This window comes from Micromonospora sp. NPDC000121, from assembly GCF_042899165.1.
Taxonomy (GTDB): Bacteria; Actinomycetota; Actinomycetes; order Mycobacteriales; family Micromonosporaceae; genus Micromonospora.
The window spans coordinates 370,882-385,198 of record NZ_JBIAZP010000006.1 but is presented as its reverse complement, the minus strand read 5'-3'; the positions used below and the strand labels follow the sequence as shown (position 1 = coordinate 385,198).

General features: G+C 74.1%; 10 protein-coding genes. 5 read left to right on the top strand and 5 right to left on the bottom strand.

Annotated features, from left to right (window positions below):
* Positions 1–14 precede the first annotated feature (14 nt).
* Entirely contained in the window at positions 15–1,607 is a 1,593-nt protein-coding gene (gene thiC, locus ACFY23_RS20040; protein ID WP_350680982.1) for a phosphomethylpyrimidine synthase ThiC, read from the top strand.
* 61 nt (positions 1,608–1,668) lie between these two features.
* On the opposite strand, the gene ACFY23_RS20035 is transcribed toward thiC, so the two are convergent.
* The 4 genes from ACFY23_RS20035 to ACFY23_RS20020 form a co-directional block, all read right to left on the bottom strand.
* A complete protein-coding gene (locus ACFY23_RS20035) occupies positions 1,669–4,461 on the bottom strand; it encodes a hypothetical protein (RefSeq protein WP_350680980.1) in 2,793 nt (930 codons plus the stop codon).
* 76 nt (positions 4,462–4,537) lie between these two features.
* On the bottom strand, positions 4,538–4,840 hold the full coding sequence (locus tag ACFY23_RS20030; RefSeq protein WP_350680978.1) for a cupin: 303 nt from the start codon (positions 4,838–4,840) through the stop codon (positions 4,538–4,540).
* Entirely contained in the window at positions 4,837–5,787 is a 951-nt protein-coding gene (locus ACFY23_RS20025; protein WP_350681014.1) for an LLM class F420-dependent oxidoreductase, read from the bottom strand. Before ACFY23_RS20025 ends, ACFY23_RS20030 begins: the two co-directional genes overlap by 4 nt.
* Positions 5,788–5,789: 2 nt before the next feature.
* On the bottom strand, positions 5,790–6,575 hold the full coding sequence (locus ACFY23_RS20020) for an ABC transporter ATP-binding protein (protein ID WP_350680976.1): 786 nt from the start codon (positions 6,573–6,575) through the stop codon (positions 5,790–5,792).
* A gap of 312 nt (positions 6,576–6,887) precedes the next feature.
* On the opposite strand from ACFY23_RS20020, the gene ACFY23_RS20015 reads away from it, so the two are divergent.
* Together ACFY23_RS20015 and ACFY23_RS20010 are read left to right on the top strand one after the other, a co-directional pair.
* Entirely contained in the window at positions 6,888–7,916 is a 1,029-nt protein-coding gene (locus tag ACFY23_RS20015; RefSeq protein WP_350680974.1) for an ABC transporter substrate-binding protein, read from the top strand.
* 182 nt (positions 7,917–8,098) lie between these two features.
* Positions 8,099–8,914, top strand: a complete 816-nt coding sequence (locus ACFY23_RS20010; RefSeq protein WP_350681012.1) for an ABC transporter permease — start codon at positions 8,099–8,101, stop codon at positions 8,912–8,914.
* Between the two features lie 185 nt (positions 8,915–9,099).
* On the opposite strand, the gene ACFY23_RS20005 is transcribed toward ACFY23_RS20010, so the two are convergent.
* Entirely contained in the window at positions 9,100–10,281 is a 1,182-nt protein-coding gene (locus ACFY23_RS20005; RefSeq protein WP_350680972.1) for an ABC transporter substrate-binding protein, read from the bottom strand.
* A 448-nt stretch (positions 10,282–10,729) separates the two neighbouring features.
* Between ACFY23_RS20005 and ACFY23_RS20000 the strand changes: the two genes are divergently transcribed.
* Together ACFY23_RS20000 and ACFY23_RS19995 are read left to right on the top strand one after the other, a co-directional pair.
* Positions 10,730–13,876 carry a nitrate- and nitrite sensing domain-containing protein gene (locus tag ACFY23_RS20000; RefSeq protein ID WP_350680970.1) on the top strand — a complete coding sequence of 1,049 codons (3,147 nt, stop codon included), beginning with the start codon at positions 10,730–10,732 and terminating at the stop codon, positions 13,874–13,876.
* Positions 13,873–14,280, top strand: coding sequence for a roadblock/LC7 domain-containing protein (locus tag ACFY23_RS19995; RefSeq protein ID WP_067359650.1), 408 nt, complete (start codon positions 13,873–13,875; stop codon positions 14,278–14,280). Before ACFY23_RS20000 ends, ACFY23_RS19995 begins: the two co-directional genes overlap by 4 nt.
* Positions 14,281–14,317: the final 37 nt, after the last annotated feature.

Below are 14,317 nucleotides of genomic sequence, written 5' to 3'. Positions count from 1 at the left end.
ACAGGGAGGCTGTCATGCAGGCACGTCGCAAGGTCCATGTGGAGGGGTCCCGGCCGGATGTCCGGGTGCCCTTCGCCGAGGTGGAGTTGACCGGCGACAACCCGCCGGTCCGGCTCTACGACACCTCTGGTCCCGGGTCCGACCCGGAGGTCGGGCTGCCGCCACTGCGCGGGCCGTGGATCGCCGAGCGCGGGGACGTGGCCCCGGTGCGGGGTGCGGGCACGCCGCTGGCCGGGGTGGACGGGAAGCGCCCGACGCAGCTCGCGTACGCCCGGGCGGGGATCGTCACGCCGGAAATGGAGTTCGTGGCGATCCGGGAGGGCATGGCGCCGGAGTTCGTCCGGGACGAGATCGCGGCCGGGCGGGCGGTGCTGCCGCTCAACGTCAACCACCCCGAGTGCGAGCCGGCGATCATCGGCAAGGCGTTCCTGGTCAAGGTGAACGCCAACATCGGCACCTCGGCGGTCACCTCGTCGGTCGCCGAGGAGGTGGAGAAGCTGACCTGGGCGACCCGGTGGGGCGCGGACACGGTGATGGACCTGTCGACGGGCAAGCGGATCCACGAGACCCGCGAGGCGATCGTGCGGAACTCACCGGTTCCGATCGGCACCGTGCCGATCTACCAGGCGCTGGAGAAGGTCGGGGGCGACCCGGTGAAGCTGAGCTGGGAGGTGTTCCGGGAGACGGTTATCGAGCAGGCCGAGCAGGGCGTCGACTACATGACGGTGCACGCCGGGGTGCTGCTGCCGTACGTGCCCCTGGCGGTGGACCGGGTCACCGGGATCGTGTCGCGGGGCGGCTCGATCATGGCTGCCTGGTGCCTGGCCCACCACGAGGAGAACTTCCTCTACACGAACTTCGCCGAGCTGTGTTCGCTGCTCGCGCGGTACGACGTGACGTTCTCGCTCGGCGACGGGCTGCGTCCCGGCTCGATCGCGGACGCCAACGACGAGGCGCAGTTCGCGGAGCTGCGCACGCTGGGCGAGTTGACGAAGGTCGCCTGGGAGCACGACGTCCAGGTGATGATCGAGGGCCCGGGGCACGTGCCCATGCACAAGATCAAGGAGAACGTGGACCTCCAGCAGGAGTGGTGCCACGAGGCGCCGTTCTACACGCTCGGCCCGCTGACCACCGACATCGCTCCGGCGTACGACCACATCACCTCGGCGATCGGCGCTGCCATGATCGGCATGTTCGGCACCGCGATGCTCTGCTACGTGACCCCGAAGGAGCACCTCGGGCTGCCGGACCGGGACGACGTGAAGGCCGGCGTGATCGCGTACAAGATCGCGGCGCACGCGGCCGACCTGGCCAAGGGGCACCCCGGCGCGCAGGCGTGGGACGACGCGCTCTCCAAGGCGCGGTTCGAGTTCCGGTGGGAGGACCAGTTCAACCTCTCGCTGGACCCGGAGACCGCGCGGTCGTACCACGACGCGACCCTGCCCGCCGAGCCGGCGAAGACGGCCCACTTCTGCTCGATGTGCGGGCCGAAGTTCTGCTCCATGAAGATCACCCAGGAACTCAAGGAGTACGCGGCGCGCGGCATGAAGGACAAGTCGGAGGAGTTCGTCTCCTCGGGCGGCCGGGTCTACCTGCCGCTGGCCTGACCGGAAGCGGCGACCCGCCCCGTCGTACCGGGGGCGGGCCGCCGCTCGGGCGGTGCCCGGGTCAGTCGCGGTGGTGGCGGCCGGTGGAGCGCAACGACCGCCGGCCGATCTCCTGCTCGGGTTCGTTGTCCGCGACCGACCTGCTCAGGCCGGCGACCCAGTCCACGTACTCCTCGTCCTGGGCCGGCAGCGGCTCGGAATCCCGGTCCGCCGGAGCGTCCTCGGCCCGGGACCGGTTACGCCGGAACAGCCCCAGCCGACCACGGGTCCGGCCGCTGGGCTGTGCGGCCGGACCGTCCGGCGCCTCGCCGTCGGCCGGCCCCTCGGGTTCCCCGGCGGCAGCGGTCGCGCTCTCCGCCGCGGCGTCCACCGGCGCCGGCGCGGGGCCCCCGCGTCGCGCGGTGGCGAGGGCGTCCCAGTTCGCGGCCCGGGCCAGGTCGGGCAGCGGGGCCCGGTGCCGGGGCCGGGGCGCCGGCTCGGGCGTGGGCTGCGCGGCGGCCGGGCGGGATGTGTCCGGGGCGTCGTCGGGCCCGACCCGGGGCGCTGCCGGCCACGCCGGCGCGGGGCGCCAGGCCGACCGGAGCGCCGGATCCGGCTCGCCGCCCCGACCGGTTGCCAGCTCGTCAGCGGGGGAGGGTGGCGCCGGGCGTGGACCGCTGCCGTCCGGTTCCGGCACGTGGGAGCCGGCCCCGGACGTCGCGCCGATCGGGTCGCCGACCCCGGCGGTCGGGGCCTCCCCGGCCCTCCGATCCGCTCCGGCGGTCGGACCGATTTCGGTGGTGGGACTGGCTTCGGTGGCCGGACTGACTTCGGTGGTGGGACGGATCTCGGTGCTCGGGCCCACGTCGGCCGTCGGACCGACCTCGGCGGTCGGACCGGCCTCGGTGGTCGGGGCCGGTCCGGCGGCACTGCTCCCCGTCGGAGTGGTCGTGTCGTCCCCGGCGGCCCGCGTTCCTGTCGCAGCGGGGATCGCTGCCGTGGCCCGAGCGTCGGCGCCCGGTGCCGCCGGTGCGGTCGGCGGGTCGGCGGGGGAGTCGGTGGCCGCGGGCGTCGGGTCGGCGCGGTTCGCCGCCGAGGCCGTCGGCTGCTTCGTCGACCGGGGCTTACGGGTGCGCCGTGGCTTGCGGGCGGCCGGGACGGCCGGCTGCGCGGCAGGCGCGGCGTCCTCCGCCGCAGCCGGTGGCTGCTCGCCCGCAGCCGTAAGGGCCTGGCCGCCCTCGTCGGCACGGTCACCCCTGGCGGCGGACGCGGCCGCCACCGGGGGCGGCGACCCGGTCCACCGCGTCGCCTCCGTGGCCGCCGACGGCGATCCCGCCGCGACCGTTGCCACTGGTGACTCGGCCGATCCCGTCGCGTCCGTTGCCGTGGAGGGTGGCGATCCCGCCGCAGGCGTCACCGCTGGCGACTCGGCAGGGACCCCTGCGTCCGCTGCATCCGTTGCCGTCCGCGATTCGGCAGGGACCGCCGCATCGGTCGCCGGCCGCGACCCGGCCGGGTGTGCCGTGTCGGTGACCGGCGGGGCCGGCGCTCCGGGCGGGGGCACCGCCTCCTCCGCCGCAGGTGTCGCGGTGGGTTGCGGCGTGTCGGTGACCGCTGGGGGTGGCGGCGTGGCAGGGCGCGCCGCGTTCGTTGTCGTCGGTGATCCGGCGGGCTGCGCCACCTCCGTGAACGCCGGGGGCGGCGATCCGGCGGCCCGGTCCGGGGCCACGGAAGCCGGGGCCACGGAGGCCGTGGCCGCAGCGGTGGCGGGTGTCGTCGGGACGGTGCCGTCCGCCGGCCAGTCCCAGTGCGCCGGGGCGGCCCGCGGCGGCACGGCGTCGCCGTCGGCGGTCCCGCCGGAGCCCGTACCCGCGGGGGGTCGGTCTGCGGCGAGGCGCCCGGCGTCGGCCAGGTCGACCGTCGCCGGCTCGGCGGCCGGCTCCGGGGTGTGCGGCAGCGCGGGGCCGGCGGGCAGCGGGCGCAGGACCTCGGTCGGCTCGATGGCGTCGCCGGGGGCGGTGGGTGTGACGAGCGGCCAGCGCAGCAGCGCGGCGGCGGCGGAACCGAGCGCGCCGGCGGCCACCGCGGCCAACGCCCCGTAGTACGGCAGGAGCTGGTAGCGGTCGGTCGCGTCGCCCGGACCGGCGGTCACGTAGGTGAACGCCACCAACACCGGGCCCGCCACCCCGGTCGAGCCGCTGACCAGCGGCGGGTGGCCGCGCCACCGGGCCAGCCCGCCGGTCGCCGCGCCGGCGAGCAGCGCCACCAGGGGCAGGATCACCAGGGCCAGCCGCTGGGCCGCGCCGGCGTCGAGCCAGGCCGGCTCCAACACCCCGAGTCGTACGCTGGGCAGCGGCCCGGTCGAGGCGACCGACGGCGCCGTCGACAGCAGCGCCAGCAGCCAGACGGCGCCCGCGACCGCCGCCATGTTCCATCCCGCCGGCGGCCGGAGCAGGACGGCGAGCGCGGCACCCGCGCCGGCCAGCGCGCCGAGGATGGCGCAGATGCCGACGGCCCAGACCGGGTCCATCGAGACGAATTCGGCGGCCCGGGCGGGCTGCATGCAGAGCGGCGCGACGACGGTCGCGCCCAGCGCGGCGCCGCTGACGACGGCGAGTTGGCGGCCGGTGCCGGTCAGCGGGCCGTCGCGGCGGGCCAGGCGCTCGGTGAGCAACGCGCCGACCACGGCGGCGTTCGCGGCGAACCAGCCCGCCCAGACGAGTTGGGCCGGCCACTGGTTGACGGTGGCGCCGGTGAAGGCGCCGGTGAGCCGGACGATGCCGAAGCCGAACGCGACGCCGAGCTGACCGGCCCCGGCCAGCAGGCTCACCCCGAGCGCCGTGAGCAGCAGTCTGCCCCAGGTCCGAAAGGCCATGTCCGGCACGTTACGCACCTGTTGGGCACGCCGCCACCGGCGCGCCGCGAGCGGGTGTCGGCCCGCCGGCCAGCGGTTACTTCAACTCGACCAGCCGCGCCAGGTACGTCGTGTCGCCGACGTTGGTGAGCATGTGCACGGCGCCCGGGTCCCGGTAGACCACCCCGCCGGTCGGCTCGTCGGCGTCGATCGTGGTCCCGTCGATCGTCTGCACGACGTTCTTCGCGCCCTGGACCGCCACCACCAGGTACGGGTGGTCGTGCCGGTGCAGCGGCTGCCGCTCGCCCGGCTCCAGCCGGATGTGCCACACCCGGACCCGGTCGTTCTCGTACACGATCTCCTGGCCCACCGGGCCGAGTTCGAGCTGCGCGTCGGTCATCGGGTTGCGGCCAGTCGGGGGAGCACCTCGGCGGCGATGAGCTCCAGGTGGTCGAGGTCGTCGAGATCGATCAGACGCAGGTGCACCCGCGTGGCACCGATCGCGGCGAACTCCCCGATCCGGTCGACGAGCTGGGCGGGCGAGCCGACCACCGGGTCCTCCGGCGGCAGCGCGCTCTTGACGTGCAGCGGGGCGGCCCGGCGCTGCGCCTCCGCGTCGGTGCGCCCGATCGCGACCACGATCCCGGCGGAGAGCGTCAGCGGGGCGCGTCCGGACTCGGCCCGGCCGGCCCGCTCGCAGGCCTCCCGCACCCGCTCGTACGCCTCGGCGGTCTCCTCGACGGTCTTGAACGGCATGTTGAACTCGTCGGCGTACCGGGCGGCGAGTTCGGGGGTGCGCTTCGGGCCGCGTCCGCCGACGATCACCGGCGGCCCGGGCACCTGCACGGGCTTCGGCAGCGCGGGGGCGTCGACCAGCCGGTAGTGGTCGCCGGTGAAGCTGTACGTCTCGCCCGGTGGGGTCCGCCACAGCCCGGTGATGACCTCCAGCTGCTCGGCCAGCCGGTCGAAGCGCTCGCCGACGCGGGGGAACGGGATGCCGTAGGAGGTGTGCTCCCGCTCGTACCAGCCGGCGCCGATGCCCAGCTCGACCCGGCCGCCGCTCATCTGGTCGACCTGGGCCACCATCACCGCCAGCGGGCCGGGCAGCCGGAAGGTCGCCGACGTGACCAGGGTGCCGAGCCGGATCCGGGTGGTCTCCCGGGCCAGCGCGGCCAGGGTCAACCAGGAGTCGGTCGGGCCGGGCAGCGCCGGCTCGTCGCCCATCGCCTGGTAGTGGTCGGCGCGGAAGAAGCCCTCGAACCCGCCGGCCTCGGCCAGCCGGGCGAAGCGGAGCTGGTCGTCGTAGCTGGCGCCCCGGTGCGGCTCGGTGAACACGGTGACCCGCATGCTCATCGCCCCTCCGCGCCGGCCCCCGCCGGCAGGTCCCGCTCCATGAGGAGTTCGTGCAGGTCGGCGCTGACCCGGGCGACGTCCGCCAGGTGCGCGTTGCGGCCGAGGGTGCGCGGCCGGGGGATGTCCACGTCGACCACCTCGCGGATCCGGCCGGGCCGGGGGCTGAGCACGACCACCCGGTCGGCCAGCAGCACCGCCTCGTCGATCGAGTGGGTGACGAAGACGACGGTGGGCTTGGACTCCATGTGCACCCGCTGGAGTTCCCCGGAGAGTTCCTCGCGGGTGAGCGCGTCGAGCGCGGAGAACGGCTCGTCCATCAGCATCACCCGGGGCTCGCCGATCAGCGACCGGCACAGCGAGACCCGCTGCTGCATGCCGCCGGAGAGCTCGTGGGGCAGCCGCTTCTCGAAGCCGCCCAGCCCGGCGAGGTCCAGCAGCTGCCGGGCCCGCTCGCGGTGCTTCGCCCGCTTCCAGCCGAAGATCTCCACCGGGAGCAGGACGTTGTCCAGCACCGTGCGCCAGGGGAGCAGGGCCGGCCGCTGGAACAGCATGGCGATGTCGCGGCGGGGCCTGGTGATCGGCGTACCGGCCACGGTGATCTCGCCGTCGGACACCGGCAGCAGGCCGGCGATCAGGCGCAGCAGCGTGGACTTGCCGCACCCGGAGCGGCCGAGCACCGCCACGAACTCGCCGTCGGCGACGTGCAGGTCGATGCCGCGCAGCGCCTCCACCCGGCCACTGCGGCCGTCGAAGGTGCGGGACACCCCGGACAGGCGGATCATCTCCGGCGGCCTCCCTGAGTCGGCGATCAACAGTCGCGGCACAGGGTAGCCGGCCTGCCCACGGATCGCACCGTCCGGGGTGGATCACCTGCTTCTTCCGCAGTGGATGACGGTGGGCCGTCACGGGCGGACACGAGTTGTTTCCGTACCGCAACCCGATACGCCTGGCACCGCAAAGCTTGTTTTCTCGTACGCTGTGCCGGCGATGGATCCCCTCACGACGGTGGCGCCGGCAACCCCTCCGCCGGCCCGCCGAACAACCCCCACCGGGCGGCGGCGCGCCGCACCGGTCGGAAAGGACATGGTGCACTGATGAGAAGGCTGACCCGTACGGTCGCCGCGGCGGCGCTGGCCACCGCCCTCGCCCTGGTCTCCGCGTGCAGCGGCGGCTCGGACTCCGGCGACGACGCAAAGGGCGGCAACGGCGCGCTGGAGAAGGTGACCTACCTCACCTCGTTCGGCAACTTCGGCCGTGACTCCTACGCCTGGGTGGCGAAGGAGAAGGGCTTCTTCAAGGAGGCCGGGTTCGACGTCGAGATCAAGCCGGGCCAGGGCACCGGCGGCGTGATCCAGACGATCACCGGCGGGCAGGCCGACTTCGGCCCGATCGACCTCACCGGCGGGCTGCTCCAGTTCGGCAACGGCCAGGCCAAGGACTTCGTCGCGGTCGCCGCCATCCAGCAGCGCACGATGGCCGCCATCGCGACCGTCGAGGGCAAGGGCATCGCGTCGCCGAAGGACCTCGAGGGCAAGAAGCTCGCCGACACCCCCGGCTCCGTCGTCCGCAACCTCTTCCCGACGTACGCCCGGATGGCCGGTGTGGACGCGAGCAAGGTGACCTGGGTCAACGGCGACGCGCAGACCCTGATGGGCACGCTCGCCGGCGGCACGGTGGACGGCATCGGCCAGTTCGTCGTCGGCCAGCCGACCATCGAGACGGTGACCAAGAAGAAGGCCGTCCTGCTGCCCTACAGCAACGTGATGCAGGACCTCTACGGCAACGTGCTGATCACCTCCTCGAAGATCGCCAAGGAGAAGCCGGAGATGGTCAAGCGGTTCACCGCGGCCCTGATGAAGGGCCTGGAGTACGCGCTGACCAACCCGCAGGAGGCGGGCAACATCCTGAAGAAGAACGTCGACGCCGCCAACCCGGCCGCCGCCGCCGCCGAGCTGCAGCTGATGGCCGCCTACGTGCGGTCCAGCAACTCCGGCACCCAGCTCGGCACGCTGGACAGCGGCCGGGTGGCCAAGAGCATCGCGATCCTGCAGGGCGCCGGCCAGCTCACGCAGAACATCACCCCCGAGCAGATCATCGACTTCAGCCTCGCGCCGAAGGCCTGATCGACGCCGACAGTGCCGCGGGGGTGCGACCCACCGGGATGACCGGAGGGCCGCACCCCCGCCGCGTGCCGGCCCTGGCCGGCAGGAGAGGAGGACCCGTGACGGAGACGACAGGTACCCGGTCCGACCCCACCGAGGCGGGGCGGAAGGCCACCGTTCCGGCCCCGGCCGGCGCGCCCGGGGTGGCGACGCCCACCACGCCGCCGGTTGCCACGGCCGCCCGCCGGTCCGGCGTACGCCCGGCGGCCGTCGGCCTGCCGCTGCTCGGCGCCGTGATCGCGCTGACCGCCTGGTGGCTGGTCACGTCGGTGCTGGAGCTGGTGCACCCGGCGTCCCTGCCGCCGCCGCAGGCGGTGTGGAAGTCGTTGACCACCTCGGCCGACGTGCTGCTGCCGGCGCTGGGGGTGACCACCCTGCTGACGCTGGTCGGCTTCCTGCTCTCGGCGGTCGCCGGGGTGCTGATCGGGATGGCCCTGGCCGCGTCCCGCCGCGTCGAGCGGATGTTCGCGCCGCTGCTCGTGGCGGTCAACGCGGTGCCGAAGATCGCCCTGGGCCCGCTGCTGGTGGTCTCGGTCGGCTGGGGGGAGAAGCCCATCCTGACCATGGTGTTCCTGCTGTGCTTCTTCCCGATCGTGCTCTCCACCGCGACGGGTCTCACCACCACCCCGGCGGACCTGGCCGAGCTGGCCAGGTCGCTGAACGCGTCGTGGTGGCAGGCGTTCCGCAAGGTGCGCTTCCCGGCCGCGCTGCCGCAGGTCTTCGTCGGCCTCAAGGTGGCGATGCCGCTGGCGGCGATCGGCGCGGTGATCGGCGAGTTCTACTCGGACAAGCCGGGGCTGGGTTACCAGATCCTCCAGTACAACGGCGTCGGTGACACCGCGACCGCCTGGGCCGCGATCGTGCTGATCGCGCTGATGAGCATCCTGCTCTACAGCGCGCTCTCCCTGGTCGAGCGGCTCGCGCTGCCCTGGGTCCGGGCCACCACGTCGGCCCGGTGACCCACGTTCGGCCGGTCACCCGGTGTCAACCGGTGACCGGCCGACACCGGTCCCTCGCATCGACCGGTGACGGACGTCGACAGGTCACCGGCTGGACCAGCCAAGGTGTGGCCCGCCGTGCCCGGCGCAGGGATCAAGCCTGACCGCCCGGAGCCGGGTACGGCGGGCCACACCGCCCACCACCCTCAGCCCGCGAGGCGCCACCGGCCGTTGCGGGCGACCAGGGTGGTCAGGGCCTGCGGCATCAGGCCGGAGTGGTTGTCCGGCGTCATCCGGATCGGGCCGGACAGGCCGTCCATCTGCGACGTCTCCAGCACGTTGCGGATGCCGTCGCGGTCGACCTGGCCGGGCTCGCCGCCGGCCCGCAGCTCGGCGTCGGCGATGAGCTGCACGGCGTCGGCCGCGAACGAGGACGAGCCGTTGTAGCCGCCGAACCGGGCGGTGTAGTCCTGGAACCACTGCCGGCGAGCCGCCTTCGCCGGGGTGGTGGCGATGACGTCGTCGATCACCATGGTCTGGGTGAAGACCATGGTCGCCCGCTCGGTCGCCCGGGCGGCGGCGCCGAGGAAGAGGTCGCCGGCGGCCGCCGCGTCGAAGAAGAGCGATCCCTTGAACTTGGCCTGCTGGGCCGCGGTGGCGGCCAGCGCCGCCTGCTCCGGCGAGGTCCACACCACCAGCGCGTCCGGCTCGTCCTCGGTCAGCGCCTTGACCTGCTCGCCGACCTCGGTGTCGGTGGTCTTGACCGACTCCCCGCGCGGCGGCTTGATGCCGCGCTTCGCGAACTCGCTGCGCAGCGCGGCCAGTCCCTCGCGCCCGTAGTCGTCGTCGCTGTACAGCACGCCGGCCGTCTTGACGTTTTTGCGGCGCATCTCGACGGCGAGGGCGGCGGCGCTGTCGGCCGCGTTGGGGGCGAGCTTGAACACGTACCGCCGGTCGGCGACCGGGGCGGACACCGCGCCGGAGGAGGCGAGCGCAATGGTGGGAATTCGCTTCTCGTTGATGGTCCGCACGGCGCCGACCGCGCATTCGTTGCAGCCGCCCATGATGATCGCGCTGACTTGCGAATCGGCGCTGAAGTCACCGATGTTGCGCAGCGACTCGGCCGGGTCCGACCGGTTGTCCTTCACCTTGAGTTCGATCCTGCGGCCGTTCAGCGCGCCCGAGGAGTTAAGTTGCTCGATCTTCAGTTCCAACGCCCGCTGGTACGCCTTGCCGACCGCCGCCGCCGCGCCGGAGAGTTCGAGGTCCGCCGCGATGACGATGGGACTCGTGTCCTGCTCGTCCGCGCCGAACTGGCAGCCGGTGAGCGTGGTGGCCAGCACGGCCGATGCGAGCGCCGCGGCGGTCGCGGAGCGGATGGTGCTCAACTCAGTCCTCCAGATGCGGCCCGGGCGCTGCCCGGTCACCGCCGGGTTGTTTCCGTCCTCAGTAGAGGAACGGTATCGGTCTGCCGTACGGTGTGCGCGAAGCCTGCAAAACCTTGCCAACGCCGGGCCCTGTGGTCAAGCGCGCGCGTCGGAGCCGTTTCGGGACGCGCATCCCACATGGTGGGGCCGCGAGAAGTTTGCCAGTGCTCACTAATCCGACACGGGTGACCACTCTGGAGTTACATGCCCTGTTCACGGGCATGAAGAATTGAAGGTATTAGTTGACCGGATCACGGGATGCGTGCCCTCCAAACGTTCCCTTCCCCACTGCGGCTTCCCAAACAGGATCGCTTCTGGTGAAATCGCGGCCGTGCCGCGTGTGGCGCAGTCCGCTGCACCGGGCGCGAGTCGGCGGGGCAGGCGTGGAAGAAACGACGGAGGCGATGTCGTGAGCACCGGACCGACGACCCTGCCCGGCGGCGGCGAGAGCGAGCAGTCGAAGCGCCGGCGGATGCCGCGGCTGCGCGACGCGCGGATCCGCTCCAAGCTCGCGCTGATCCTGGTGGTGCCGGTCGCCGCGGTGATCGCGCTGGCCACCGTCCGGCTCATCTCCGTCGGCGAGGGCGCCCTCGACGCGACCCAGGCCCGGGCTGTCACCGCGCTCTCCATCGACATCTCCGCGATGACCCAGGACCTGCACGCCGAGCGGATGGCGGCGTCCGCCTTCCTGGCCGCGCCGCAGCAGAAGGCCGACGCCTACAACCTGCGGGTGCGCAGCACCGACGCGCGGATCGACGCCTACCGGGCGGAGCGCGGGCGGATCGGCGAGGTGCCGGCCGCCGTCCGGGACCGGCTGGCCACCATCGACGAGCACCTGGAGACGCTGGCCGCCACCCGGCAGAAGGTGCTGGACCGCCAGCAGATGGCGGTCGCCGAGGCGGCGCTGCGCTACGGGGTCATCATCACCGACCTGGTCGCGTACGGCGACGGGCTCGCCCAGCTGCCCGGCGAGGAGCGGCTGGCCGATGCCCGGCGTGCGGTCGCCGCGTTCACCCGCGCCAAGGCGGCCGTCGCCGAGGAGCAGTCGGTCGCCTTCACCGCGTTGAGCGCCGGCTCGCTCGACGAGGAGCAGTTCTCCTCCTTCGTCGCCACCCTGACCAGCCAGCAGGAGGCGCTGCTCGCCTTCTCCCTGGCCGCCGACCCGACCCAGCGCGCCCTCGTCGACGGCACCGTCTCCGGCGACGCGGTCACCCTCGCCGACCGGGTCGCGGCCGACATCACCCGCTCGGTCGGGCAGAGCCCGCTGGTGACCGACCAGGAGGCCAACGCCGCCTTCGGCGCGGTCAACGACCTCATGCGGTGGGCCGAGATCCGGCTCCAGGACCGGCTGCTCGACCAGGCCGACCAGGCCCGCTCGGACGTCATCCGGCAGGCCGTCGTCGAGTCGGTGCTGGTGCTGCTCACGCTCGCCATCGCGGTCAGCCTCGCCGTGGTGCTGGCCCGCTCGCTCAACCGCTCGCTGCGCCGGCTGCGGGAGGGCGCCCTCTCGGTGGCCAACCACGACCTGCCGGACGCGGTGAAGCGGCTCCAGAACGTCGGCAACGTCGGCGACGGCGGCGTCGACGAGATCGTCCGGCAGGTGCGCGACCCGATCCAGCTCAACAGCCGCGACGAGGTCGGGCAGGTGGCGCTCGCCTTCAACGTCGTGCACCGCGAGGCGGTCCGCGTGGCCGCCGAGCAGGCCGCGCTGCGCACCAGCGTCTCGGCGATGTTCCTCAACCTGGCCCGGCGCAGTCAGACCCTGGTCGACCGGATGATCGGCGAGCTGGACGCGATCGAGCGCGGCGAGGAGGACCCGAAGCGGCTGGCGAAGCTCTTCGAGCTGGACCACCTCGCCACCCGGATGCGCCGCAACGACGAGAACCTGCTCGTCCTGGCCGGCGCCGACTCGGCCGTGCCGCGGCGCGACGACGCCCTCCTGGTGGACGTCCTGCGCGCCGCGCAGTCCGAGGTCGAGCTCTACAACCGGATCGAGTTCGGCACCGTCGACACCGACATCTCGGTGGCCGCGCACGCGGTCAACGACGTGGTCCGGCTGGTCGCCGAGCTGCTCGACAACGCCACCCGCTTCTCGCCGCCGACCACCACGGTGGTCGCCGACGGCCGGCGCATCCGGGACTACGTGCTCATCCAGGTGGAGGACCGGGGCCTCGGCCTGACCGACGAGCAGCTGGACTCGCTCAACCGCCGGCTGGCGGCCCCGCCGAGCGTCGACGTCGCGGCGTTCCGGCTGATGGGTCTGGCCGTGGTCAGCCGGCTCGCCTCCCGCTACGGCATCCGCGTGGAGCTGCGCCGCAACGTGGAGGGCGGCACCGTCGCCCAGGTGACGCTCCCCGCCGCGACGGTGGTGCTGCCGCAGCTCCACGGCCGCGACCAGCAGATCACCCGGCCCCGGCAGCCGCTCGCCGTCGAGCAGACGCCGCTCACCCCCGTCGGCCTCGGCGAGCCGATCGCCGGCGCGGGGCGTACCGCCACCCTCACCGACCAGTGGCGGTCCGCGCCGGCGCCGTGGCAGGCGCCCGAGCAGGCGCGGGACGCCGCGTCCCCGGTGCAGGCCGGCGGCCTGACGGGGACGCCGTCGGCCGCCCCGGCGACGCCGGCCCAGCCGACCTTGACCGGCGGCGGGATCTCGGCCGGCACGCCGACCGCCGCGTTCCCCGCGGTCGAGCCGCTGCCCAAGCGCGTACCCGCCGCGGAGGCCGTCGCGCCGGCCGCGCCCGCCGCGCCGGTGCTGCCGGCCGGCCCGGTCGCCGGCCAGCCGGCCACCACCCCGCTGCCGGCCGGTCCCGCCCCGGCGGGCGGATTCGGCGCCGACCCGGGTGCCGGCCGTGGCCTCGGGGCCAACCTGGCCGCCACCGCCCCGCTCGCCCCGGCCGCGCCGATCACCCCGCGCGCCGAGCTGCCGGCCGAGGCGCCCATCTTCCGCGAGATGGAGGCGGTGTGGTTCCGCTCGCACGGCAACGACGCCACCGCCATCTTCGCCCGCCCGGACTTCAGCCAGCCGCCGAAGGCCCAACCGTCCGCCGGAGCGCCGGCCGCGGCCCAGCCGACGACGGGCGAGTCGCGTCCGCCACGGCTGCCCACGCGTACGCCGGGCAGCACGGCCACCCCGCCGCCCGCGCAGCCGCCGCCGCCGTCGTACACTCCGCCGGCCCCGGCGCGGCCCGCGACGCTGGACGCGCCGACCGCGAAGCCGGCCGCGGCGCCCGCCGCGACGCCGGTCGCGGAAACGCCGCCGGCGGCGCCCGCGGCCGACGCGGACGCCTGGCGGACGGCGGCCGACGAGGGCTGGTCCCGGGCCAGCCGGGCCGCGGAGCCGGCCGCCGGCGGCACCACCCGCTCCGGGCTGCCGAAGCGGGTGCCGCAGGCGCAGCTCGTGCCCGGCGGGATCGAGCCCCAGGGCGGCCGCGACCGCAGCCGGCGCACCCCCGACGAAGTACGGGGTCTGTTGTCGGCCTACCACCGCGGTGTGCAGCGCGGGCGGGCGGCCGGAACGGACCAGAACAGCACCTCGACCAAGGAGACGAGTCGATGAACAGGCCAGCGGCCATGCAGGACATGAGTTGGTTGCTCACCAACTTCGCCGACAGCGTGGCGGGCATCGCCCACGTGGTGGCGGTGTCCGCCGACGGGCTGCTGCTCGCCTCCTCGCGGGACCTGCCCGCGGACCGGGCGGACCAGCTCGCGGCGATCACCTCGGGCGTGGTCAGCCTGACCGAGGGCGCGGCCCGGATGTTCAGCGCCGGCGGGGTGCTCCAGACGGTCATCGAGATGGACAGCGGCTACCTCTTCCTGATGTCGATCAGCGACGGCTCGTCGATGGCGGTGCTGGCGGCCCGTAGCTGCGACGTCGGGCAGGTGGGTTACGAGATGGCGCTCCTGGTCGAGCGGGTCGGCGCTGCGCTGGTGCCGCTGCCCCGGGACGCCGTGCGGTCGTAGCCGGGACGCGACGCGGGCTGCGCGTCGGCCAGGGGAT